At 69.1% G+C, this 22,784-nt stretch carries 25 protein-coding genes, 2 rRNA genes and 1 pseudogene; 12 read left to right on the plus strand and 16 right to left on the minus strand.

Annotated elements, in window-relative coordinates; translation table 11 throughout:
- The 3 genes from ACIBU0_RS16965 to ACIBU0_RS16975 all read left to right on the plus strand — a co-directional run.
- Nucleotides 1-73 (plus strand): 23S ribosomal RNA (locus ACIBU0_RS16965); the annotation flags it as partial.
- Between the two features lie 84 nt (nucleotides 74-157).
- Nucleotides 158-274: ribosomal RNA gene (rrf, locus tag ACIBU0_RS16970) — 5S ribosomal RNA — on the plus strand.
- A 70-nt stretch (nucleotides 275-344) separates the two neighbouring features.
- Nucleotides 345-890, plus strand: a complete 546-nt coding sequence (locus tag ACIBU0_RS16975; RefSeq protein ID WP_398818324.1) for a GNAT family N-acetyltransferase — start codon at nucleotides 345-347, stop codon at nucleotides 888-890.
- A 25-nt stretch (nucleotides 891-915) separates the two neighbouring features.
- On the opposite strand, the gene ACIBU0_RS16980 is transcribed toward ACIBU0_RS16975, so the two are convergent.
- The 12 genes from ACIBU0_RS16980 to ACIBU0_RS17035 all read right to left on the minus strand — a co-directional run bounded on the left by ACIBU0_RS16980 (nucleotide 916) and on the right by ACIBU0_RS17035 (nucleotide 12,469).
- Nucleotides 916-2,601, minus strand: a complete 1,686-nt coding sequence (locus ACIBU0_RS16980; RefSeq protein WP_398818326.1) for a type IV secretory system conjugative DNA transfer family protein — start codon at nucleotides 2,599-2,601, stop codon at nucleotides 916-918.
- 13 nt (nucleotides 2,602-2,614) lie between these two features.
- Nucleotides 2,615-4,027, minus strand: coding sequence for an ATP-binding protein (locus ACIBU0_RS16985; RefSeq protein ID WP_398818329.1), 1,413 nt, complete (start codon nucleotides 4,025-4,027; stop codon nucleotides 2,615-2,617).
- Nucleotides 4,028-4,033: 6 nt separating this feature from the next.
- Nucleotides 4,034-5,590 (minus strand): SCO6880 family protein, encoded by a 1,557-nt coding sequence (locus ACIBU0_RS16990; protein WP_398818332.1) that lies wholly within the window; start codon nucleotides 5,588-5,590, stop codon nucleotides 4,034-4,036.
- Nucleotides 5,587-6,915 carry a hypothetical protein gene (locus ACIBU0_RS16995; RefSeq protein WP_398818335.1) on the minus strand — a complete coding sequence of 443 codons (1,329 nt, stop codon included), beginning with the start codon at nucleotides 6,913-6,915 and terminating at the stop codon, nucleotides 5,587-5,589. Before ACIBU0_RS16995 ends, ACIBU0_RS16990 begins: the two co-directional genes overlap by 4 nt.
- Nucleotides 6,905-7,735, minus strand: a complete 831-nt coding sequence (locus tag ACIBU0_RS17000; protein WP_398818338.1) for a hypothetical protein — start codon at nucleotides 7,733-7,735, stop codon at nucleotides 6,905-6,907. Before ACIBU0_RS17000 ends, ACIBU0_RS16995 begins: the two co-directional genes overlap by 11 nt.
- Before the next feature lie 187 nt (nucleotides 7,736-7,922).
- Entirely contained in the window at nucleotides 7,923-8,231 is a 309-nt protein-coding gene (locus ACIBU0_RS17005) for a hypothetical protein (protein ID WP_004000049.1), read from the minus strand.
- Between the two features lie 727 nt (nucleotides 8,232-8,958).
- A complete protein-coding gene (locus ACIBU0_RS17010) occupies nucleotides 8,959-9,825 on the minus strand; it encodes a hypothetical protein (protein WP_398818342.1) in 867 nt (288 codons plus the stop codon).
- On the minus strand, nucleotides 9,822-10,136 hold the full coding sequence (locus ACIBU0_RS17015; RefSeq protein WP_398818345.1) for a hypothetical protein: 315 nt from the start codon (nucleotides 10,134-10,136) through the stop codon (nucleotides 9,822-9,824). The genes ACIBU0_RS17010 and ACIBU0_RS17015 overlap by 4 nt, the downstream gene beginning before the upstream one ends.
- Nucleotides 10,136-10,810 carry a PrsW family glutamic-type intramembrane protease gene (locus tag ACIBU0_RS17020; RefSeq protein WP_398819612.1) on the minus strand — a complete coding sequence of 225 codons (675 nt, stop codon included), beginning with the start codon at nucleotides 10,808-10,810 and terminating at the stop codon, nucleotides 10,136-10,138. The genes ACIBU0_RS17015 and ACIBU0_RS17020 overlap by 1 nt, the downstream gene beginning before the upstream one ends.
- Nucleotides 10,811-11,202: 392 nt before the next feature.
- Complete coding sequence (locus ACIBU0_RS17025; protein ID WP_398818348.1) at nucleotides 11,203-11,430, minus strand: DUF397 domain-containing protein; 228 nt, start codon at nucleotides 11,428-11,430, stop codon at nucleotides 11,203-11,205.
- Nucleotides 11,423-11,611 carry a DUF397 domain-containing protein gene (locus tag ACIBU0_RS17030; RefSeq protein WP_398818350.1) on the minus strand — a complete coding sequence of 63 codons (189 nt, stop codon included), beginning with the start codon at nucleotides 11,609-11,611 and terminating at the stop codon, nucleotides 11,423-11,425. The genes ACIBU0_RS17025 and ACIBU0_RS17030 overlap by 8 nt, the downstream gene beginning before the upstream one ends.
- A 9-nt stretch (nucleotides 11,612-11,620) precedes the next feature.
- The gene (locus ACIBU0_RS17035) at nucleotides 11,621-12,469 is read right to left on the minus strand and encodes a helix-turn-helix domain-containing protein (protein ID WP_398818353.1); all 849 of its coding nucleotides are present in this window, start codon (nucleotides 12,467-12,469) and stop codon (nucleotides 11,621-11,623) included.
- A 184-nt stretch (nucleotides 12,470-12,653) separates the two neighbouring features.
- Between ACIBU0_RS17035 and ACIBU0_RS17040 the strand changes: the two are divergent.
- Nucleotides 12,654-13,187: pseudogene (locus tag ACIBU0_RS17040) on the plus strand (hypothetical protein); the annotation flags it as partial.
- Nucleotides 13,188-13,340: 153 nt separating this feature from the next.
- Here the strand turns inward: ACIBU0_RS17040 and ACIBU0_RS17045 are convergent.
- Nucleotides 13,341-13,943: a TetR/AcrR family transcriptional regulator gene (locus tag ACIBU0_RS17045; RefSeq protein WP_398818355.1), complete on the minus strand. Its 603-nt coding sequence runs from the start codon at nucleotides 13,941-13,943 to the stop codon at nucleotides 13,341-13,343.
- A gap of 100 nt (nucleotides 13,944-14,043) precedes the next feature.
- Between ACIBU0_RS17045 and ACIBU0_RS17050 the strand changes: the two genes are divergently transcribed.
- Nucleotides 14,044-14,970 (plus strand): oxidoreductase, encoded by a 927-nt coding sequence (locus tag ACIBU0_RS17050; protein ID WP_398818358.1) that lies wholly within the window; start codon nucleotides 14,044-14,046, stop codon nucleotides 14,968-14,970.
- A 13-nt stretch (nucleotides 14,971-14,983) separates the two neighbouring features.
- Here ACIBU0_RS17050 and ACIBU0_RS17055 read toward each other — a convergent pair whose 3' ends face one another.
- Entirely contained in the window at nucleotides 14,984-15,331 is a 348-nt protein-coding gene (locus ACIBU0_RS17055; RefSeq protein ID WP_398818361.1) for a DUF1330 domain-containing protein, read from the minus strand.
- Nucleotides 15,332-15,528: 197 nt separating this feature from the next.
- On the opposite strand from ACIBU0_RS17055, the gene ACIBU0_RS17060 reads away from it, so the two are divergent.
- The 3 genes from ACIBU0_RS17060 to ACIBU0_RS17070 all read left to right on the plus strand — a co-directional run bounded on the left by ACIBU0_RS17060 (nucleotide 15,529) and on the right by ACIBU0_RS17070 (nucleotide 18,268).
- Nucleotides 15,529-16,299, plus strand: a complete 771-nt coding sequence (locus ACIBU0_RS17060; protein ID WP_398819614.1) for a trypsin-like peptidase domain-containing protein — start codon at nucleotides 15,529-15,531, stop codon at nucleotides 16,297-16,299.
- 36 nt (nucleotides 16,300-16,335) lie between these two features.
- Complete coding sequence (locus ACIBU0_RS17065; protein WP_398818363.1) at nucleotides 16,336-17,343, plus strand: NlpC/P60 family protein; 1,008 nt, start codon at nucleotides 16,336-16,338, stop codon at nucleotides 17,341-17,343.
- Nucleotides 17,344-17,557: 214 nt separating this feature from the next.
- Entirely contained in the window at nucleotides 17,558-18,268 is a 711-nt protein-coding gene (locus tag ACIBU0_RS17070; RefSeq protein ID WP_398818366.1) for a phosphatase PAP2 family protein, read from the plus strand.
- Between the two features lie 107 nt (nucleotides 18,269-18,375).
- Here the strand turns inward: ACIBU0_RS17070 and ACIBU0_RS17075 are convergent, their stop codons facing one another.
- Entirely contained in the window at nucleotides 18,376-19,947 is a 1,572-nt protein-coding gene (locus tag ACIBU0_RS17075; RefSeq protein ID WP_398818369.1) for an FAD-binding oxidoreductase, read from the minus strand.
- A 359-nt stretch (nucleotides 19,948-20,306) separates the two neighbouring features.
- Here ACIBU0_RS17075 and ACIBU0_RS17080 point away from each other — a divergent pair, with 359 nt between their 5' ends.
- Genes ACIBU0_RS17080 through ACIBU0_RS17090 form a run of 3 tightly spaced genes read left to right on the plus strand, consistent with a single transcriptional unit; the run spans nucleotide 20,307 to nucleotide 21,574 of the window.
- Entirely contained in the window at nucleotides 20,307-20,771 is a 465-nt protein-coding gene (locus tag ACIBU0_RS17080) for an SRPBCC domain-containing protein (protein ID WP_398818372.1), read from the plus strand.
- Complete coding sequence (locus tag ACIBU0_RS17085) at nucleotides 20,768-21,106, plus strand: ArsR/SmtB family transcription factor (RefSeq protein WP_398818375.1); 339 nt, start codon at nucleotides 20,768-20,770, stop codon at nucleotides 21,104-21,106. The genes ACIBU0_RS17080 and ACIBU0_RS17085 overlap by 4 nt, the downstream gene beginning before the upstream one ends.
- A gap of 27 nt (nucleotides 21,107-21,133) precedes the next feature.
- Nucleotides 21,134-21,574 (plus strand): SRPBCC domain-containing protein, encoded by a 441-nt coding sequence (locus ACIBU0_RS17090; protein WP_398818378.1) that lies wholly within the window; start codon nucleotides 21,134-21,136, stop codon nucleotides 21,572-21,574.
- A gap of 30 nt (nucleotides 21,575-21,604) precedes the next feature.
- Here ACIBU0_RS17090 and ACIBU0_RS17095 read toward each other — a convergent pair whose 3' ends face one another.
- Complete coding sequence (locus ACIBU0_RS17095; RefSeq protein WP_398818381.1) at nucleotides 21,605-21,784, minus strand: hypothetical protein; 180 nt, start codon at nucleotides 21,782-21,784, stop codon at nucleotides 21,605-21,607.
- A gap of 126 nt (nucleotides 21,785-21,910) precedes the next feature.
- Between ACIBU0_RS17095 and ACIBU0_RS17100 the strand changes: the two genes are divergently transcribed.
- Nucleotides 21,911-22,750, plus strand: coding sequence for a hypothetical protein (locus tag ACIBU0_RS17100; protein WP_398818384.1), 840 nt, complete (start codon nucleotides 21,911-21,913; stop codon nucleotides 22,748-22,750).
- Nucleotides 22,751-22,784 lie beyond the last annotated feature (34 nt).

Below are 22,784 nucleotides of genomic sequence, written 5' to 3' on the forward strand. Positions count from 1 at the left end.
GTTGATAGGCCGGATCTGGAAGCACGGTAACGTGTGGAGGTGACCGGTACTAATAGGCCGAGGGCTTGTCCTCAGTTGCTCGCGTCCACTGTGTTGGTTCTGAAACCACGAACAGCCCCATGTGCCACACATGGTTCGGTTGTCAGTTTCATAGTGTTTCGGTGGTCATAGCGTGAGGGAAACGCCCGGTTACATTCCGAACCCGGAAGCTAAGCCTTACAGCGCCGATGGTACTGCAGGGGGGACCCTGTGGGAGAGTAGGACACCGCCGAACAATTCTTGAGAAAACCCCCGTACCGTTTATTCGGTACGGGGGTTTTCTGCGTTCGGCTACTGTGGCCGTCATGAACTACGTAATCCGCTCCATACGTGCCGACGAGTGGCCCGCCGCGAAGGAACTGCGGCTGGCCGCGCTGCAGGACCCCGTCGCGCACCTCGCCTTTCTGGAGACCTACGAGGAGGCCGCGGCCCGGCCTGATTCGTTTTGGCAGGAGCGGGCTGCCGGAGCCTGTGAAGGGGCCGACAAGGCGCAGACGATCATCGCCGAGGGGCCGGACGGGCGGTGGGTCGGGACGGTGACCGTGCTTCTGGAGGAGCCGGGGACGACCGACTGGGCCGGGTTTCCGGTGGAGCGGAAGCAGGGGCATGTCGTCGGTGTGTTCGTACGGCCCGAGGAGCGGGGCAGCGGGCTGACCGAGGTGCTCTTCGATGCCGCCCTGGAGTGGGCCTGGGGGCGGGGTGCCGAGCGGGCGCGGCTCATCGTGCATGAGGACAACGGGCGGGCGTCGCGGTTCTACCGCAAGGTGGGATTCGTGCCGAGTGGCCTTGTCGTGCCGCTGGAGGCGAAGCCGGACGAGAAGGAGCTGGAGTTCGTCTTCGAGCGGCCGTAGCGTGCGGGCCGGTTGACCGGTCGGCCTATACCGGCAGTTCGTCGTGCGGCCAGCGGGAGCGGGCCTGTTCCCGAGACCGGAGCAGGGCCAGGGTCGGCATACCCCGGTCCGCTCCGGTGGCCAGCAGCTCCGGGAGCTGGGGAAGCGGAGCCACGGCGGCGACGTCGTCCAGGACGAGCGTCAGTGGTGGGTCGAGGCGACCGGAGGATGACCGTTCGGCCATGCGCCGGCCGCGCTCGACCACGCTTGCGGCGAGGGCCGTCAGGAGTGGCATGGCGCCCGGATTGGCTCGGGGGTCCTCGATGGACTCACCCACTAGATAAAGCGTGCCCCCTTCATGGACGAAGGAATCCAAGGCGAGGGCATCAGTTCGGTTTGGAGTGCAGGCCTCTCGGACGTTGACGGTGTGGAGGGCGGAGAGGGCCCTGGTGGTCAACTCCTGGGCCATGTCACGGCGTTCGGGGTGGGCCGTGAGGGCTGCTTCGAGTTCGCCTGCCGCGCCTGGGGCCGCCTTCGGGTTCGTACGGAGGATGCGTACGGCGTCCTGGACCTGGGTGCCCTGGGACCAGCGGTGGACGTGGCGGATGGTGCGGCCGTCGATGGCAGCGGCGTGGAGGTAGCTGCGCAGGAGCGTTTCGGCTACCGCCGCGAGGGCCTGGTCCAGTGTGGAGGTCGGGCGGACCGGGGCGAGGAGGGCGGCCGCTCGGTCCATTGCTGTTTTCTTGTCCTCGCAGCCCGCTGTGGGGGACCAGTGGAGGCGGGCCGGGGTGTCGCAGAGGTGGGTGGGGTCGTAGAGGTGGATCGGGCCCAGTTTGGCTCTGGCGTCTTTGGTTTCCTGCCAGAGGGCCGGGTTCGAGGTGACTACCAGGGTGGGGCCTTCCGCGTCGCGCACTGCTCGGGTGGCGGTTTGTTGGCGGCTTTCCCTTGGGGCCACGAGGATCTTTTCCCACCCGCTCACCGGTTCGGCGAGCAGCGGGCCGTGGGACCCCGTCTCCGGCACCGCCCCCTCGCTGCGTCCCGTCGCCCCCGCCACCGTCGTCGGTCGGCCCGCGTCGGGACGTACCGCCTGCGGCCGGTACCCGCCCTGCCAGGCCCCCGGCGCCTGCCCCTCCGTCCGCGGCGCAGGCACCTCGCCCTGGGCGGGCGCCGGACCGGGGCCAGTGCCGGCGGCGCCGGCGGCTGCGGCCTCAGTGGCCGAGCCCCACGTGCTCGCGGCTCCAGCGGCGGCGGCTCCGGCAGTGGAGCCCCAAGCCTCCGCCGGCCCACTGCCAGCGGATCCCTCAGACCCCACCGGGTCCCCCGCACCCCCGGTCTTCCCGGCACGCCGCCCCGCCCGGACCGCGCGCCATCTCGCCACCGTCCCCAGGACGAACACGGTGAGGACGACCAGCACCATGCACTGGCCGATGAACAGGCCCCAGAACAGCCCGTAGCCCGAGAGCTGGTCCGTCGGGGTGTCCGGCCAGGCGCCGGGGATGTCGTGGGGCTTGGCGATCAGGTGGCGCATGGCGAGGGGGGTGCGGGTGAAGGTGACCCCGGACGGCCAGGTGCCGTGGGCGAACAACGCTGCCAGGCCCGTCGCCGTCCAGACCAGCAGCGTCATGCCGAGGAGGAAGGCGAGTATGCCGATCAGCAGGCCGTCGGGGATGCCTCCCTGGCTGCCTCGGCCTTCCCGGATGTCCCGGTGCCCGCGGTGGTCGTCCGGTCTCACGTTGCCTGCTCCCTTACGCCACCGTCGATTCGGAGTCGCCCAGGTGTTGCTCCACGAAGGCCGCCGCCCGCTCCTCCGCCTCCAGTTCGGCGGCGCGCAGAGCGTCGTCGGCGAGGTGGTCGCTCGACGATTCGGTCATCGCGCGGTCGGTGAAGACCAGGGGGCGTTCGGTCTCGGTGACCAGGTGTTTGACGACCTGGACGTTGCCGTTGACGTCCCACACCGCGATGCCGGGAGTCAGGGTCGGGATGATCTCCACCGCCCAGCGGGGGAGGCCCAGGACGCGGCCCGTCGCTCTCGCCTCGTCGGCCTTCTGGGCGTAGATCGTCCGTGTCGAGGCCATCTTGAGGATCGCGGCCGCCTCCTTTGCCGCCGCTCCGTCCACGACGTCCGACAGGTGGTGGACCACGGCCACGAAGGACAGACCCAGCCGGCGGCCGAACTTCAGCAGGCGCTGGAACAGCTGGGCCACGAACGGGCTGTTGATGATGTGCCAGGCCTCCTCGACCAGGAAGATGCGCTTCTTCCGGTCGGGGCGGATCCAGGTGTGCTCCAGCCAGACGCCGACGATCGCCATCAGGATCGGCATGGCGATGGAGTTGCGGTCGATGTGGGACAAATCGAACACAATGAGCGGCGCGTCGAGGTCGATGCCGACCGTCGTCGGGCCGTCGAACATGCCGCGCAGGTCACCGTCGACCAGACGGTCCAGCACCAGCGCCACGTCCAGGCCCCACGCCCGTACGTCGTCTATGGCGACGTTCATCGCCTCGGCCGACTCCGGCTCTGGGTGTCGTAGCTGCTCGACGATGTCGGTCAGGACCGGTTGGCGTTCGATGATGGTCTCGTTGACGTAGGCGTGCGCGACCTTCAGGGCGAAGCCGGAGCGCTCGTCGAGGCCGTGGCCCATCGCGACCTCGATGATGGTCCTCAGGAGCGCCAGCTGGCCCGTCGTCGTGATCGCGGGGTCGAGCGGGTTGAGGCGGATGCCGTGGTCCAGGGCCGCCGTCGGGTCCAGGCGGATCGGCGTTATCCCCAGCTCCTGGGCGATGAGGTTCCATTCGCCGACCCCGTCCTCGCCCTGGGCGTCCAGGACGACGACCTGGCGGTCGCGGAAGCGCAGTTGCCGTAGGACGTAGGTCTTCTCCAGGGCCGACTTGCCGTTGCCGGACTCGCCGAGGACCAGCCAGTGCGGGGCCGGGAGCTGCTGGCCGTACAGCTGGAAGGGGTCGTAGATGTAGCCCTTCCCGGAGTACACCTCGCGGCCGATGATGACGCCCGAGTCGCCGAGGCCGGGGGCGGCGGTCGGGAGGTAGACCGCCTGGGCCTGGCCCGTCGACGTGCGCACCGGCAGCCGGGTTGTCTCGACCTTCCCGAAGAGGAAGGACGTGAAGGCGTCGGTGAGGACGGACAGCGGGTCCCGCATCAGGTCCTACCTCCGAATGCCGGTGGCGAAGGGGAGTGTGTTGACGAATGCCCGGTGGTGCTCGCGGTCGCACCATTCCAGCTTCAGATACGACTTTCCGGCGGACGCCCGGATGGTCCGCTTGTCGCGGGCCAGGGCCTCGGGGGTACGGGAGGAGACGGTGATGTAGCCGACGAGGTTGACGCCGGCGGCTCCGCTGGCGAGGTCCTCGCCGCGCTGGTCGAGGCGGTTGTGGGCGGCGACGTCGCGGGGGTCGACGGTGCGGTTCATCTTGGCGGCGCGGCTGGCCTCGGCCTCGTCGTTGGTCTTCTCGGTCAGCATGCGCTCGATGGCGACCTCGGTGGGTTCGAGGTCCATCGTGACGGCGACCGTGCGGATGACGTCCGGGGTGTGGACGAGCAGGGGCGCCAGGAAGTTGACGCCCACCGGGGTCATCGGCCACTCCTTCACCCAGGCGGTGGCGTGGCACCAGGGGGCGCGGGTGGCGGACTCCCGGGTCTTGGCCTGGAGGAAATTGGGCTCCACGGCGTCCAGTTCGGCCGGCCAGGCGTTGCGCTTCGTCATCGCCTGGATGTGGTCGATCGGGTGGTCCGGGTCGTACATGGAGTGGATGAGGGAGGCCAGACGGCCCTGGCCCAGGGGCTGGCGGACGCGGATGTCCGCCTCCTGCAGGCGGGAGCAGATGTCGGTCAGCTCGCGTGCCATGACGACCGCGAGACCGGAGTCCCGGTCGACCTTGCCACCGTGCGGGCGGGCCGCGCGGGCCATCGCCATGGCCTCGGCGGCCAGTTCGCGGGTGTAGTGCATGCAGGCGACCAGGTAGGCGCGGTGCTGCTCGCTGCTCGTCGAGACCATCGACTGGAGTTGGTCGTACGACTGCTGCAGCCAGCCCGGGGCCCGGTCGTCGCCGCGTACGGCGACGTCCTTGGCGTGGGCGTCCGGGTCGGCGGGGAGGGTGCGGGCGAGCATCTGGAGCCGGGTCACGAAGCCGTCGCCGTTCGCGACGTGCTTGAGGAGGGTGCCGAAGCGGTCGACGAGGGCTTCCTGGTCCTCGGAGTCGCGCAGGCCGACGCCCGGGCCCTCGATCTCGATGGCCGCTGTGACGGTCCGGCGGTCGGCGTGGAGCAGTACGGCGATCTCGTCGGGGCCGAAGGGGGCGGCCAGCCAGGTGATGCGGCCGATGCCGGGCGGGGGGCCGACCTCGACCTCGCGGCCGTCCAGGTGTGTGCCGGCCTCCATGGCGCCGGAGCGGTAGGTCGTGCCCTGGCGGAGGGTGCGCTTGTAGCTGCGGTTGATCTCGAACCACTTGTAGAAGGTCCGGTGCTTGTACGGCACGTAGACCGCGGCCAGCGCGAGCAGCGGGAAGCCCATGAGCAGCACGATGCGCGCGGACAGGACGGGGACGAGAAGTCCGCACATCATGCCGAGGAACGCGCCCGTGATGATCAGCGCGATCTCGCCGGTCTCGCGGTTGCGGCCGACGATCGCGTTCGGCCGGGCGCGGCCGATCAGATATGTACGGCGGGGCGTGACCGGATGGGACACATGGGACTCGGTCGTCAACGCCCGTCACCTCCTGAACGAGTGCTGCTGTTGCGGGTGTTGCTGGCGTGGGGGGTGTTCACGGGGCTGCTCGAACGGGGTGCGGGTGCGGCGGAGGGGACAGATCCGCCGCCCCCGTTCGAGGAGCGCGAACTGTGCGCGGCGACGCCGCCGGAGGCGGGGTTCGAGGGGCGGGGAGAGCTCGACTGGCCTGAGCCGCCGTTGTTGTCCGCGCGGGAGCTGTGCGTCTTGATGCCCTGGGCGACGAGGGTCGCCGGGGAGCTGATCACGGCGGCGGCCTTGCTTTCGGCGCCGCGCATGATGCGGTTGTTGCGGGTGTTCGCGATTTCGTCGCCGAAGCCGGGGACGAAGCGGTAGATCATCGCCGAGGCGAAGATCGCGAGCAGGATGATGGCGAGGCCGGAGACCACGGCGGCGAGGGAGTCGGGGCCCTCTTCCGTGGCGAGGGCGCCGGCGAGGCCGAGGACGATGACGATCACGGGTTTGACCAGGATGACCGCGATCATGATGCCGGCCCAGCGGCGGACGTGGCCCCACAGGTCCTTGTCGACGAGGCCGGCGTAGACGACGACGCCGAGCAGGGCGCCGACGTACAGCAGTACGGCCCGCAGATACAGCTCCAGGTAGAGGACGCCCGCGGCGAGGATGGAGATCAGCGACACGAGGATCAGCATGATCGGGCCGCCGCCGATGTCGTTGCCCTTCTCGAGGGCCTCGGAGAACGTGCCGAAGAACGTGTCCGTCTGGTCGCCGGTGGCCTTCGCGAGGACGTCGCTGACGGCGTCGGTCGCGGAGACGACGGTGTAGAGGATGAGCGGTGTGAAGGCCGACGCCAGCACGGTCAGCCAGAGGAACCCGATGGCTTCCGACAGGGCCGTCGCGAACGGGACGCCCCGGACGGCCCTCTTGGCCACGGCGAGCAGCCAGAGGAGCAGCGTGAGGATCGCCGACGCCGCGAAGACCACGGCGTAGTGCTTCAGGAACGTGAGGTTCGTGAAGTCGACGGTCGCCGTCTCCTTCACGGCCTTGCTGAGCATGTCGACGGTCCAGGAGGCGGCGTCGGCACAGCCCTTGGCGAGGGAGGAGAGGGGGTCGAGGGTGGAGGTGGGGTCGGTCAGGGAGGGGCCGCCGGAGCGGGGGCCGGATCCGCCGTTGTCTTTTTCGCAGTAGTCCTTGGCGGGGCCGTGGATCAGGTCGCAGGGGTCGTTGCTCGCCGACGGGGTGGGCGTGGGCGCGGCGAAGGCGCGGGTGGCCATGAGGACGGCTGTCGTCTGTACAGCCGTGACGACAGCAGCCAGCTTGAGGGCGCGGCGGTTAGCGGGCATACGTGAACCCTCCGTACTCCTCGACGGCCTTCGCCATCTCGTCGGCGCTGGAGGCCCTGTCATCGCCGGGAACGGGCGCGGGGCCGTCCTTCTGAGAGTGAGTCACGATCTTCCAGTCACCGTCGGTCCATTCGAGCTTCATCGTGATGGTGAACCAGCTGTTGGTGACGGGGTTTGTCGAGTTCTCCCCGGCCAGGCCGAGGAGGCCGCTGCACCAGACCTCAACAGTTGCGTCGTTGGCGGTGGACTCGGTGATCTTGGTGCCGATCGGGCTCGTACGGGATACAAACGTGTACCCCGCCGGTGTCGAGCCGTCGTCGTTCAGGCCGACGTTCTTGTTGAATGCGGTGGTGTACGCCTGATCCAGCGTCGTCTCGAACTCGGAGACGCGGGAGGGCGTGATGATGGTCTGCAGGATGGCGTCACGCTTGAGCTTGTTGAACATGTCGGCGGAGCCCAACGCCACCGCATAGTTGGCGGCTGCACTCTCCGCCCCCTGCTGATCATGCGCAAACCCCGCCGGAATCCCCCCGTTCTTCCCCTGCACCGGCCGAGCCCCGCTCGCTGCCGTGGCCGCAGATTTCGGCTGGTTCTCGTCGCCCCCCGCGGAAGCGGAGCCGTCGCCTCCACGGTTCGCGAAGGCGATCGCTGCGATGAGGAGGGCCACCACGCCGACCACGGTGACCAGGCTCCGGGACGACGAGCGGCCGCCTCGCCGCGCGCCCCCGTACACGTCACCGCTGCTCTCGGGCAGCCGTGTGCGGGTCTGACCTGAGCCTCCGTAACCGCCGGAGGCATCCCGCTCGTCTCCGAGACTCATGCCGCGTACGCCCCCTCGACGTCGGACGAAAACACGTTGGAGTACGACGGTAGCCGTGCTGGTTCCCGCATGGGCGCGGTGTGGTGACTCGACATCAGGGAAACGCAACCTCAGCCGGTGGGCACGACGGGTGGGTGGGGGACGGGGAGACCGGGCGTGCCCGGGGCGGACGGAGGAGAGGGAACGGTCAAACGGCCATGCCGTACACGATGGTGAACAGCGTGCCCAGTGAGCCGATGATGAAGACGCCGGTCAGCCCCGCGATGATGAGGCCCTTGCCCTGTTCCGCGCTGAAGGTGTCGCGCAGGGCCGTCGCACCGATGCGCTGCTTCGCCGCGCCCCAGATGGCGATGCCGAGGCAGATCAGGATGGCCACCGCCATCACGACCTCGATCATCACCTTCGCCTCGTTGCCCAGGCTGCCGAAGGGGCCCCAGTCCGGAGCGATCCCGCCGATGATGGTGTTGATGTCGCCCTTATCGGCCGCAAAAAGCATGTAAGTCACCGCCCCTGTTGGGTAGTTCCGCAGTCCCCTGCGCTGCGCAGAGGTCAGGCCTCATTCTCGCCGACATTGTCGCCGTCGTATGTCGACTTGGCGTCATTGATGGGCGGGATTCGTACGAATACCTCGTACGGTCACTCTGTGTATCACGGCAGGTCACGCCGGGCAATGAGGCCTGAGCGGAACCTGTCGTGCGGTTGCGTCGTTAGGCCTCTTCACGCCGGGTGCCGCTTCTGACGGCCGGTCGGGTGAGCTGGGCGGGTGACGGTTCGTGTCGTTGTTCTCAGGGTGAAGGCTACCCGGCGCGGCCCGTGGGCCTCACGGCCTGTCGAGCGGGTCTGGTGACGGAGGGTCAGCCGATGGGGGCGGCCTCCGGCGCGCAGGCAGTCCTCCACGCTCATTCCGGCGGGCGGTTGGATGCGCGGTAGCGGATCGACTTCGTCGGCGATCTCTTCCCCGAACAGTCCGACGGTGAGCAGGTCGTCGATCCGTCGAACGGCCGTAGCGCCACGCGCGGGGTCGGGACCACGACCCTGAGGTAGGAAATCAAACCGGGACCGGGAGTCTCGGCGGTGTCGGAGAACGTGGAGCCGCTACGCGCGTACGCCGTCAGAAGATGGTCGATTTCGTAGAAGCGCTGCCCTGGCGGAAGTACCTGCCTCATAGTTCTCCAAGGGTTCATCAGGGCTCGGGAGGAGAGGTCAGTGAGCCTCTGGCCCGATTACCAGGGCAGTGGCTCCGGCCGCCGGTACCACCACCAGCCCAGCTGTCGCTGTCGCGCCTTCGCCCCGAGCAGGAGCCCGGCCAGCTCGCCCCCCTTGTCTTCCACGGTGAGCCCGGCATAGGCACTGTCCAATCGATGAAGCACACTCCACAGCTCACCTGCGATCGCTTCCGCAAGCCGAGGCGCGACACGTTCCAGGCCATCCCTCGCCTCGAGTCTGTCCCGGTACAGATCGGGAGGGCACCAGCCAGAGCCTGCCCATCCCGATGCCATGTGAGCCACCAGTTTCTCCCACGCTCCCAGGCGGGTCCACGCATCCCAGCCCGGGGCGCCCGAGACCGATTCCTGCGCCGAAAGCCGCTCGCGGAAGGTGTCGGTGAGCGGGGTGGGGATCTTCAGCTCCCCGACCACTTCCGCGATCCGCATGACGTGGGCTCCGGGCAGCCGCTGGAGCGGTTTCTCCACGGCATCGACGCGATACACGGGTTCTTCGTCGTCGGAGACGACTACCCGCGCCCGGGTGAAGCGCCCGTCAGGAGAGGCCACCCAGTAGGCGCTCGGAAGTTCTTCAGCAGCCGAGAAGAACACCAATTGTCCGATCAGAGCGGCAAGTTCCTTTGCCAGGGCCTCCTCTTTCGGCGGGTTCGAGACGAACTCCTGGGCATAGAGATCCAAGGCCCATGACAGGTCGCCGTGAAGTGCTGTGTATTCGCAGGACACGGCCGCGCCCCAGTTCCTTTGATCGGGATCACCGAATGCGTCGACCACGTCCACGTCGTGGACGGCGATATGAAAGGCCGTTGCCAGTGCGGCACGGAGCTTGGAGGGCGTCGCCGCGCCGGTGACGAGCAGGTTGTACATCATGGTGTGATCCCGTTGTAGATCTTCAGGGCCTTTTGCACGGCCTCCGGATGGTTGACGAACTTCGGGTCTCTCGTGAGCTGTGGTGCAGCCGAGAGGTCGCCCTTCGCTCGGGTCACTTGCTTCAGGGCCGCGTACTCGATCCTGTCGAGCTGCACAATGCCCGGCCCGCTGTCGGGGAACATCGTGCCGTTCTCCTCGACTCCGTAGGAACGTCCATCGACTTCGTAGCGGCTTGTTGAGGTGTTGAAATTGGCTCTTCCCGCAGCGATTTCCTCGATGTCTCGGGCCACTTCCTGCTCGCGACCGCGCATTATGACGCTGTTCCGTTCCTTGACCATGCCGCTGCCCGACCCCGAGACCGTGTGCCGGGAATTGGGGAAGCGCAACTGCTTGCCCCTGGCAGGTCCTTCGATATTGTCGCCAGCCTGCCATGGCCCCTTCCCCGGGACCGAGTCTGACGTCCCTCGGTTGGACTCTGACGGCACGCCGTCGCCGCCGATACCGCCCCCGTTCGAGGCACCCACCCCCATGAGGACGAGCCCGGCAGTGCCAAGGAGGCCGGCGTTGAGGACGGCCTCGGCGGTGAGGGCGCCAACCGCTCCGCGTCCAGGCCGAACCGGAGGACCGCCTCCAGCAGCCCGAACCCGGCCCCCAGGGCCGCGCCCACCACCACGAAGTCGGTCAGACCCCATTGGCGGCGAACCTTCAGGCTCAAACCAGCCAGCAGCAGCGGGGTGGCCTTGAGTAACTCCTCCACCCAGGGGGCCACCGTGTAGCTGGTGGTGTTCACGACCATCACCAGCGATTGCCCCGACTGCTCCGCGTAGAGGCGGGTGTAGGCGAGCTGGATCAACGCCGTCGCCACACCGCATCCGTACACGCCCGCCGCGAGGGCCAGCAACACGGTCGACAGGCGGACCGAGCGCGCCGGCCAGGAAATCGCGAACAGTTGCAGCACGCCCCAGAGGGCGGCCATCGCCATCATCAACGTCACGCCAGGCCCCCGATGCGCCGGAACCGCAGTTCGATTCGCGATGGTGACGGCGATGCTGGGCAGCCAGCTGGCGGTGCAGCAAGCGGGTTGTGAGACTTGCGGGATGGCGGCAAGAAGCATGTAAGGGCGCCCTGGCCGCGATCCCTGGCACTCCCGACGGAGGCCGCTGCCCTGGCAAGGGCGGTGGCGGCCCGCTCTGAGGAAGCTGGGCCGCGTCCATGGGCGTGGAGTACGGCTCGGTGCCTGGCCATTGGGCGCTAAGTCTCACCTTGGGCGGCAAAGTGCCTGGAATTCAAGGCTCTCCATTGAGACTGAACAGCCACGAGACGGTGGACCGCAGCCGCCGTACACCATGTCCGTGGACGCGACCGACGCCGGGCACGTCAATCCACGAAGTGGTCGAACTCGCCTGCCTGGACGCCGAGGACGAAGGCGTCCCACTTGCGGCGGTTGGTGGTGACCACGTTGTCCGGGTCGCTGGTCTCGCGGATGTAGACGGGCGCCTCGCCGTCGTCGCCCTCGCCGAAGGCGATCTCGATCCAGGGGCCGGGGCCGGTGGCGTCGGGTGGGGCGGCTCGTTCCCAGGTGAGGTTCGGGGGGATGTCAGGCATGGTGGGGGTCCTTCTTGAGGGTGGTGAGGAGGGCGGAGAAGGCGGCCGGGGTGGCCTTGAGTATCGCGCCGGTCGGGTCGCTGCTTTCGGTCAGGCGGATCGTTTCGGTGGCGGAGGCGACGTGGACGCAGGACTCGCCTTCGCCGCAGTACGAGGACTTCTGCCAGGGGGTGGTGGTCATGTTTGCCTCTCAGAGGGACCGGATGATGCTCTGAATCAGAGCGCGTGATTCCAGCTCGATCAGGCTGAGGGCCGTCAGGCGATCCAGGACCTTCCGGTACTTGTCGAGTTGAGCCTTCGCGTCCAGCAGGACGATGCCGTGCGACTGGTCGAGCTGGACGGTGTCCAGCTGCGGTACGGCTCCGTGGACGTAGTAGATGGGCTGGCCGGCTCCGGGGTAACCGCCTGCGTCGAACGGGATGACGTGGATCGAGATGTTGGGGTGCTCGCTCATCTTGAGCAGGTGCTTCAGCTGCTGTCTGGCGACGTCACGTCCGCCGAACCTCATGTGCAGGGCGGCCTCGTGGATGATCGCCCGGTATGGGACGGGGTCCTTCCGGAAGAGCACTGCCTGGCGCTTGAGCCGGAAGGAGGCGCGGTGCTCCACCTCGGGGGGTGAGAGTTCGGGCACGACCTGACGGAACACCTCACGAGCGTGGTCCAGCGTCTGGAGAAGGCCCGGGATGCCCGACGTGTGGGCGGTGCGCAGGGCGGTGCCGTGATACTCGAGTTCGGCGAGGTCGAGCAGCCCCGTGGGCAGGATCTCGCGGTACTCCTCCCACCAGCCCCGCTTGCGATCGGGCGTCATGGCGGCGAGTGCCTCGACGAGTTCCTCGTCCGGGCAGTCGTAGTGGCACGCGATGGTGCGGAGTCGGTCGGGACTCACGCCGTGGCGGCCGGCCTCGATGTTGCTGACCTGGTTCTGCTTGATTCCGAGAAGCTGCGCGGCCTGTGTCGAGGTGAGACCCGCGCGCTCACGCAGCTTGCGCAGCTCGGCAGTTACGGCTGCCGCCGGATCCCGGGGTGTGGCGCTACGCACACCTCACGCCGTGTCACCGGCACTCGGCCCACAGCAGCTTGCCTCCCTTCGAGCCACCCAGGCCCCGGGGCACAGAGACGCCGTAGTCGTCCGCGCAGGCCCGCACGAGGTGCAGGCCACGTCCGGTTTCCGCGTCATGCGGCGGTACGGCGACGGGTGCGGCGTCGGCCCCGCCGCACCCGAGATCCCACCCCTGCTGCTGGTCGTCTGCCAGGACCGGGCCACGGCCGAGTGGGCAGCCCGGCCCGTGCCCATCGGGCCCGCCCAGTGGCCCGCCCTCACCCTCCGTCCGCTCGTGGCGGGCCCGCACAACATGCCCGTGATCACCGATCCGGACGAGGCCCGCGTCGACCTGGCGCTGACCACGTTGTCCGCGATCACCCACGCGAAGGAACCGGTCGTCGATGGGATACTGAAGGCACTGTCCGCCGCTCTGCGGGACGTACCCGAAGCCGTCGCCGACCCCATCATCGAATTCACCGCACAAGGCATCGGCGGCAACCGCCGGGCCGCAGAACTCTGAAGGAATCTGGTGGCTGTGGACCTCTCCTTCTACAAGTCCTGGCTCTCGGAAGAAATCCGGGACGAAGGTCGTGAACAGGGCCGTGAACAGGGTCGTGCCGAGGGTCGTGCCGAGAGCCGTGCCGCGGACATCCTGCTGTTGCTGGACCGCCGTGGCATCGACGTCTCGGACGCCGACCGCGAGCGCATCACGTCCTGAGTTGATCTGGACACCCTGGGCCGATGGTTCGAGCGAGCCATCACGGACGAGTAGTCCGGTACACCAAGCGATCCGGATGAAATCCAGATGAAAAACGTGAACGGGTCGTGGCTGGGTGCCGCGGCCCGTTTCCGTGCAGCCCGACCGCCGTCAGCGCGGCCTGAGGCCGTGCAGCAGGTGATGTACCAGGTCCTCCACGCCCGCCAGTGCCGCCTCCGGCGTCAGCCAGCCCGCGGCGATGAAGCCGGCCACCCCATGGAGGGCGGCGCCTGTGACGAGGTTGAGGGCCTCGGGGTCGCCCTCGATGATCTCGCCGCGTTTCTGGGCGTCGGCGAGGACGCGTTCGAGGCTTCCGACCGTACGGTCTACGGCTGCTGCCATCTGCTCGGAGGCGTCAGGGTCGTGCTTGCGGGCGTACATGAGCTCCAGGAGCTCGGCGTTGTCGATGGCGAAGGTGAGGTAGGCCCGGGCCAGGGCGGTGAGGCGGGGCTCCAGGGGGAGTGCCGGGTCCTCGGCCGCGGTCAGTGTCTGGGCGAGCCGTTCGTATCCGGCCAGGGCCAGGGCGTTGAGCAGGGCCTGCTTGTCCTTGAAGTGCCGGCCGGGGGCGGCGTGGCTGACGCCGATCTCGCGGGCCAGTTCGCGCAGCGAGAGGGAGGCGGCGCCCTTCTCACGCAGGGTGCGTTCCGCGGCGGCCAGCAATGCGGCGCGCAGGTCTCCGTGGTGGTAGGGGCGGCTCTCAGGACTCGCGGGCATGAGCACCATCGTAGCTTGATGTTGGCGGTGCCATCTTTGTTGGCGCCGCCATCATTGTTGTCATTGACAGCATTGTTGGCGTCGCCTACATTCGGGTTGCATGGCTGACAACACGAAGCAGAAGAGCAAGACATGGGACGCGACCCGCCTCCCCGACCTCGCCGGCCGCACGGCCGTCGTCACCGGCGCCAACAGCGGCATCGGCCTCAGGGCCGCGGACGCGCTGGCCCGCGCGGGGGCGCACGTCGTGTTCGCCGTGCGGGACGTGGAGCGGGGCCGGGCGGCAGTGGCGACGGTCAACGGCAGCACCGAGGTGCGGCGCCTGGACCTGGCGGATCTGTCGTCCGTACGGGAGTTCGCGGACGCCTGGCAGGGGCGGCCCCTGGACCTGCTGATCAACAACGCGGGCGTGATGATGCTGCCGCGGCAGCGGACGGTGGACGGCTTCGAGATGCAGTTCGGCACGAATCATCTGGGCCACTTCGCCCTGACGAACCTGCTGCTGCCGTACGTCACCGACCGGGTGGTGACGGTGTCGTCCGGCGCCCACCGCTGGGGCAACGCGCGGATCCGCTTCGAGGACCTGAACTGGACGTCCGGCTACGACCCGAACCGCGCCTACGCCCAGTCCAAGCTGGCGAACCTGCTCTTCACCCTGGAACTCCAGCGCCGCCTGACGGCCTCCGGCTCCGGCGTCCGCGCCCTGGCCGCCCACCCCGGCTATGCCGCCACCAACCTGCAGAGCCATGCGGGCAGTGCGGTCATGCGCGGGCTCATGAAGATCGGCAACAGGTTCTTCGCCCAGGACGACAGCGCGGGTGCCCTGCCGACGCTGTACGCCGCGACCCAGGATCTGCCCGGCGCGAGCTACGTCGGCCCGGACGGGTTGGGCGAGATGCGGGGTGCGCCGACGCTGGTGGGGCGGTCGGCGGCGGCCAGTGACGCGGGGGTGGCGCGGCGGTTGTGGACGGTGTCGGAGGAACTGACGGGGGTGAGCTGGCCGTTGGAGCAGGTGGGCATCGGGTGACCCCGGCCCGGGCTCAATCGGCGGACAGCGCCTCCCGCAGGGCCTTCGCGGTGGCAGCCGGGTCGTAGTCCTCCGGGAGGCCCTCGACGAGGATGATGTCGCCCTCGATGTGCCGAGAGCGCAGGGGCGCGATCTCCTGGTAGGCGGGCGAGTCCCACCACGCCCTCGCCTCCGCGATGCCGGGGAAGCCGATCACCACGACGTGCCCGGGCCACCTGCCCTCCTTCGTCTCGTGCGGCGTGGCGTGCACGAGGAAGCGGCCGCCGTGCGGTTCGAAGGTGGCGGGGATGCGCTCGATGTACTCGGCGATGTCCGGGTGCGGGGCGGCGTCCCGGAGGTGGGCGATGGCGTAGGCGGGCATGACGTCCTTCCGTTCGTTTCGTTCGGTCGGGTCCTTGCGCTCACGATCGTGGCACGCGGTTTCGCCGGGATCGATGACCTGCCGGGTAATGCGATGCCGGGAACTTAACTGGGCGAAAGTGGTCGAACTCGCCTGCCTGTGCGCCGCGTACACGGTTTTCTCACCTTCGTCGGTCACAGTGGCCCCCGATGCCTCCGATGAAGCCCGCCTCGCGCCTGTCCCCCTACGCCGTCGCGCTGCTCCTCGCCCTCCCGTCGGCCTCCGTCGCGGCCGCGGACGGTGCCGGGCCTTTCGGAGTGACCGTCGTCGCGGCGGCGACGCCGCAGAGCGCGCGGGTCGGGCCCCTGTTCGCGGCCGATCGTCGGGACCGTCTGCGCGGCAGTCACTTCTGTACCGCTTCCGTCGTCCACAGCCGGCACCGGAACATCATCGTCACCGCCGCCCACTGCCTGACGGGAGGGACGGAAGAGCTCGTGTTCGTGCCCGGGTACCGGGACGGCGTGGCGCCGTACGGGATGTGGAGGGTCGGGAAGTGGTATCTGCCGGACGGGTGGGTCGAGGGGCGGGACGAGGACAGTGACGTGGCGTTCGGGGTGGTGGGGGACCGGGGAGGGGAGGGGATCGAGGATGTCGTCGGGGGGAATCGGTTCGTTGCCGGCATGGCCACCGGGGCCACCGCGGTGACCGTCACCGGGTATCCCAACTCCGGCGAAGCGCCGGTCAGGTGCAGCGACAAGCCCCGTCCTCACAGCCGTACGCAACAACGCATCTCGTGCCCCGGGTTCAGCAGCGGCACGAGCGGGAGTCCTTGGGTGAACGGGGACGGGCAGGTCGTCGGGGTGCTGGGCGGGCACGAGAGCGGCGGGACCACGGCCGACGTGTCGTACAGCGTGGTGTTCGGGTCGGAGGCGGCGGCGCTGTACTGCGAGAGCGCCGGTTGCGGCGAGTCCCAGGGGGGAAGCTCCTAGACTGGCGCGGGCGGACTCCCGGTGGGCGAGGGGCGGTTGACGGTGCGTAAGGCATGGATCGTGGCGGGTGCCGCTGTCGCGGCGGGCCTCAGCTTCGTGATGCTGCTCGTCGTCGGGGTCTACCTCGTTGCCGGGAACCTCGCGGGCGGGCTCGGTGGAGCGGCCAAGTCGCTGGCCAAGGGGGCCGTGCCGGCCGCGTACCGGGACCTCGTGCAGAAGTGGGGCAACCTGTGCCCGGCCATCAACCCCGCGCTGCTCGCCGCCCAGCTGTACCAGGAGAGCGGGTTCAACCCGAGGGCGCAGAGCGCGGCGGCGGCCCAGGGGATAGCGCAGTTCATCCCGGGGACGTGGGCCACGCACGGCATCGACGGAGACGGGGACGGCGACCGGGATGTGTGGGACCCGAACGACGCGATTCCCTCAGCCGCGAAGTACGACTGCACACTCGCCTCGTATGTGAAGGACGTGCCGGGCGACCCCACCAGGAACATGCTCGCGTCCTACAACGCCGGTGCCTATGCGGTCATCAAGTACGGGGGCGTCCCGCCGTACAAGGAGACCCAGAACTACGTGAAGACCATCACGACGCTGGAGGAGAGCTTCGCCGCGCCCGTCAACCGGGTGGATCCCAGCAAGCAGGCAGCCGGGGCCATTTACTACGCCCAGAAGAAGCTGGGCACGCCCTACCTGTGGGGTGGGGAGGGGACCGCCGAGGACGGTGGGCGGTTCGACTGTTCGGGGTTGACGCAGGCCGCGTACGAGAGTGTCGGGATCACGCTGCCGCGCGTCGCGAACGACCAGTACAACGCGGGGCCGCATCCGGCCAGGGACGAGCTGCTGCCCGGCGATCTGGTGTTCTTCTCGAAGGACCTCAGCAACTCCCGGGCCATCCACCATGTCGGGATTTATGTGGGTGGCGGGTACATGATCGATGCACCGAGAACGGGTGCTGTGATCCGGTTCGACCCGATCGACACCGGGGAGTACTTCGGAGCCACCCGGGTCACCGAAGATGGCGCGAAAGCGCTGCCCACGACGGTGTAGACGGAGCGTGAACCCTCCCCCTGAGCTGCGGCGATGGGTCTCTCTTCGGTAACGTCTGAGTGATCATTCAGTGGAGTGTGGAACGTATTCACGGGGGCCGTGCGTTCCTGGTGTCGTAGCCGGATCTACAACCACGGGGATCTACAACCACGGGGGTGGGCGGAGCGGCGTACGCAAGATCGCGCCGAAGAGACGATGAAGGGGCCGCGGCATCATGGCTGGACTCGCAGCATCCGGGTCGAACCCCGACGTCGAGCTGCTTTACGACATCAATGGCCTGGCCAAGGATGCCCCGCGCTGGTTCGACCGGGTCATGGAGTACGTGGGTGAGTACGGCGTGCTGCTCGCCATGATCCTGCTCGTGGTGTGGTGCTGGTGGTCCGTGCGGCGGCGGGGCGCGGAGGACGCCGCCTCCTCGGTGGCCGCGCTCGTGTGGACGCCGCTGGCCGCCGCGATCGCGGTGCTGGTGAACGTGCCGATACGAGGGTTCGTCGAGCGGCCCCGGCCCTTCAGAGATCACCAGGGGCTTGAAGTCCTGGTGAGCGGCAAGACCGACTTCTCGTTCGTGAGTGATCACGCGACGATCGCCATGGCCCTGGGGGTCGGGTTGTTCGTCGCGAACCGGAAGTTCGGGCTGATCGGGATCGGGCTCGCCCTGCTCGAAGGGTTCTGCCGGGTCTACATGGGCGTGCACTATCCGACCGACGTGGTCGGCGGGTTCGCGCTCGGCACCGCCGTCGCGCTGCTGCTGTCGCCGCTGGCCATGGCCCTGCTCACGCCCGTGATGTCCGCCGTCGAGCGGTCGCCGAGAGGCGGGTGGCTGATCAAGTCGCGGGGACGGTCCCGGGTGGGTGGGCAGGACGCGTTGATTCCGGGGGCTCGGAAGGAGACCGCGGGGGCTGAGGAGCGGGACCTGGCCGCGTAGCCCTCTGGAGGGCTACGGCTACGGCGGTCGGCGGTCTCGGCGGTCTGCGGCTTCGGCGGTCTGCGGCTCGGCGATCTGCGGTTTCGGGCGTCTGCGGTTTCGGACGGCTACAGCGCCTGCGGGTACGTGAAGAACCTCTCCGGGTCGTACTGCTTCTTCAGCCTCGTCAGGCGCGTCGCCGCATCCCCGTAGTACGCCTTGCGCCAGTCGCTCAGGCCAGGGTCGGAGTAGTTCTGGTACGCGGCGCCCGAGGCGTACGGCCGCATCGCGTCGTGGGCCGACTTCAGCCACGCCTGGGCCGCGGAGCCCGTCGTGCCGGCGCGCCAGGAGCCGATGTACTGGGCCAGCATGCGGGAACGGCGGTGCACGAAGGCCGTCGCGGTGGGGGAGACGCGGTTCACGGCTCCGCCGAGGGCGGTGAGGGCGATGCTGCCGGAGCCGCCGCGCACCGACTGGACCTGCTTCATCAGGGTCTGGATGCCTGCCGAGGAGAGCGAGCGGTCGAAGAAGTCCGACTTCGCGGCGTACGTCTCCCGGCCGAGCGCGCCCTGCGGGGAGCGGCCCGGGGTGGAGCCGGGGAGGTGGCACTGGGCGTCGGTCGAGAAGGAGGAGCAGCCCGCGTAGAGCTCCATCGACTCCTCGTACGAGCGGCGCCTGAGAGTGACGTTGCTCGCGGGGCCCGGGCCGCCGGGGCGGTCGGCCAGGCGGTCCACCGCGTTCTGGAGCTCGCGGTAGGTGCCCAGGGAGAACGCGGCGACGGAGATGGTGGGGGTGCCGCCGACGTGGTTCGCCAGGTGCAGGGACGACCAGATCTCGTCGGGCTGGGCCGGGCCCCACTCCTGCCACGCCTTGATCAGCGCGGCGGCCTTCGACCAGGGCCAGGTCATGTACGCCGTTACGGCCTGAGGGGCGGGGTGGGTCTTGAAGTGCAGTTCCGTCACGACGCCGAAATTGCCGTTGCCGGCGCCGCGCAGGGCCCAGAAGAGGTCCTTGTTGGTGGTGGCGTCGGCGGTGAGCTGCTTGCCGTCCGCGGTGATCAGGGTGGCCTGGGTGAGGCTGTCGCAGGTCAGGCCGTAGGCGCGGGAGGTCACGCCGTGGCCGCCGCCGAGGGTGAGGCCGGAGACGCCGACGGTGGGGCAGGAGCCGGCGGGGATGGTGACGCCCTTGGCGGCCAGGGCTCGGTAGACGTCTATGAGTTTGGCGCCGGCGCCTATCACCGCGGTGTTGCCCGAGGACCGGATGCGGTTGAGCTTGGAGACGTCGATGATCAGGCGGTTGTCGCCGGAGGACCAGCCGCCGTAGGAGTGGCCGCCGTTGCGGATGGCGACGTGGAGGTTGTGGGCTCGGGCGTAGGCGAGGGTGGTGCGGATGTCGTCGGGGTGGGCGACGTAGGCGACTGCGGCGGGCTTCAGGGCGTCGAAGCGGGTGTTGTAGAGCTGGTGGGCCGACTTCCAGGCGGCGTCGCCGGGGCGGATGAGGGGGCCGTCGAGGTCCCTTGCCAGGGCGGTCCAGTTGGCGGCGGCGGACTTGCTGGTGGCGGTGATTTCGGTGCGGGTGGCAGTGGTTGCTGTGCCTGTGCCCGTGCCCGTGGCTGTGTCCGTGCTGCCCTTGCAGGCGGTTGTTGCCAGGGCGGTGAGGGCTGCTGCTGCGCCGCCGCCGATGAAGGTACGCCGTTCCATGTCGCCTCCTGGGTTCGTGGAGGGAGACGGGGGTGCGGCGGGCGGGGTTCCATGGTGGCGGTGGTCTGTGGGGTGCGGGTGCGGAGGGTTCTCGCCCCCGCCGCCCCTACCCGTCCCATCCCCAGGGGCTCCGCCCCTTCGACCCCGCCAGGGGGCTCCGCCCCCTGGACCCCCGTCGGCCCCGAAAAGGCCTCGTCCTCAAACGCCGGACGGGCTGGATGGCGCGGGCCGGCGTTGAAGGGTGGCCGCTCATGACGGCTCTGTCCCCGGGGGTCGCCTGTTTAGCAACCAATGGTTGCGCATGCTGAGGGGGCGGTCTAAGGTGATGTGCAACCAAAGGTTGCGAAAGGGTGATGTGGATGGAGTACGGCAGCATCGAGCGGGAGATCTACATCGAAGCCACGCCCGAGGTGGTCTACGAGGTCGTCAGCAAGCCGGAGCACCTGCGGGAGTGGTGGCCGGACGAAGCGGAGCTCAAGCCGGTGCCGGGGGCCACCGGGGTCATCTCGTTCGGAGACGGGGCGGCGTCGGACGTGAAGGTCGTGCCGGTCACCGTGGTCGAGGCCGATCCGCCCCGTCGGTTCTCCTTCCGGTGGGTGTACGACGAGGGCGAGGCGGCCACCGTGGGCAACTCGCTGCTCGTCACCTTCGACCTGGTCCCTTCGGGCGCGGGCACGCTGCTGCGCTTCTCCGAGGCGGGGTTCCGGGAGAAGGGCTGGGAGGCCGCCGTGCTGGAGGAGCAGTACCGCGAGCACGTCACCGGGTGGGACTACTTCCTGCCCCGCCTCGTCACGTACATCGCCCGGCTGGTGTCGACGCCATGAGTGTCACCGTCGACGACGAGCTCTGGTCGGCGGTGGGGGACCCCATCCGGCGGCGGATGCTCGACCTGCTGCTGGCCGGAGGGGGCGGGACGGCGACCACGCTGAGCGAGCAGCTGCCGGTGACCCGGCAGGCGGTCGCCAAGCACCTCGGCGTACTCGGCCGGGTCGGGCTGGTCCACGTCACGCCGTCCGGACGCGAGCGCCTCTACCGGGTCGACGAGGCCCAGCTCGCCCGGGCCGTGGCGCAGCTGTCGTCGGTCGGGGCCGCCTGGGACGCCCGGCTCCAGCGCATCAAGCGGATCGCCGAGGCGATTCAGCGCAGGCAGAAGGACTGAACCGAGACACGAGAGAGAGGCATTGCCATGGTGGACATCCTGCACAGGATCGGAGCCACGGCGTCCCCCGAGGACGTCTACGCGGCCCTGACCACGATCGAAGGACTGTCGAGCTGGTGGACGCGGGACACGGACGGCGACGCGAACGTCGGAGGGGTGATCCGGTTCCGCTTCGAGCCCGGCGGGTTCGACATGAAGGTGCTGGAGGCGCAGCCGGCCGAGCGCGTGCGGTGGGAGGTCGTCGACGGGCCCGAGGAGTGGATCGGTACGCGGATTCGGTTCGAGCTCAAGCAGGAGGACGGCTTCACGATCGTGCTGTTCCGGCATGAGGGCTGGAAGGAGCCGGTGGAGTTCATGTACCACTGCAGCACCAAGTGGGCGACCTTCCTGATGAGCCTCAAGAAGCTGGTCGAAACGGGCAAGGGCGAGCCGGCGCCGGACGACGTCCGGATCAGCAACTGGCACTGACCCCGGTCCGGCCTCCGATCGACGACGAGCTCAACTCCCCGTGTGCGCCTGCGCATCCGCCCGCGCCAGACTCCGCGCGCGTCTTGCCGGGCCCCGCCAGCCGCAGGTGCAGCGGGCTGTGCAGAACGGCCCCTTCTCCACCGTCGTCGTGCGGTGCTCGTCGGGGCCGTGGTGTTTTCGGGGTCCCGCTGATCCGTCCTGCTGCGCCACGCTGACAACGTTACCCAGGGCAAGTAAGCGCAACGCCTCCGGGCGGCGTGACGGGGGCACCTACCCGTCGTTAACCGGAACGACAGGGGGCCCGTGACGGACGTACCGGCTGGGGGTAGGCAGGCGATGACGGAGCGGCAGCAGCACAGGCGGAGGCATGGGGCGGGCGTTGCGGCTGGGCTCTTGTGTATCTGTCTGGCAGGCAGCGGGTGTGCGCAGCGCGGGGCCGCGGTGGAGGATGCGCGGGGAGGCGATGCCGTGGATGTGGTGCAGCGGGCTGCCGACGCGCTCGTCGCCGCGCGCAGCTCCAAGGCCCGTACGTCCATGGAAATGGCCACCGGCGGCACCCGCGTCACCATCCGCGGCGAGGGCGTGTACGACTTCCGCAGGCGCGTGGGGCGGCTGAGGGTGTTGTTGCCGCAGGACCCCGCCGGCGCCACCGCGCATCGGCCGATCATGGAGCTGCTCGCCCCTGGGGCGCTGTACATGAAGAACCGCGGTGCCGGTGTGCCCGCCGACAAATGGGTGCGTGTCGATACGCGGTCGCTGTCGGACGGGAACCTCGTCACCGGCGGCGCCACCGATCCGTTCGCCGCGGCCGAGGTGCTGCGCGGCGCGCGGACTGCGACATATGTGGGGAAGAACGAGGTCGCCGGTGCGCCGGTGCGGCATTACCGGGGGACGGCCGACCTCGGGGCCGCCGCTCAGGACGCGTCCGGCGGGAACAAGGAAGCCCTGGCGGCAGCGGCGAAAGGGTTCGCCACGGAGCAGGTGCCGTTCGATGTGTATCTCGACGACGCCGGCCGGATCCGGAAGGTGCGGCATCGGTTCAGCTTCGTCAACGGGCAGCAGAGCGATGCCGTCGCCGTGGCCTCGACGACCTTGCTGTACGACTTCGGGGCCCCCGTCGACGTACGGCTGCCGGACGACGACGACATCTTCGCCGGCAAGATCGCCGAGGAGTGAGGGTCGGCGTATGCGTGCGTGACGGGCGTCAAGA

Source organism: Streptomyces sp. NPDC049627, assembly GCF_044465645.1.
Classification (GTDB): Bacteria; Actinomycetota; Actinomycetes; order Streptomycetales; family Streptomycetaceae; genus Streptomyces.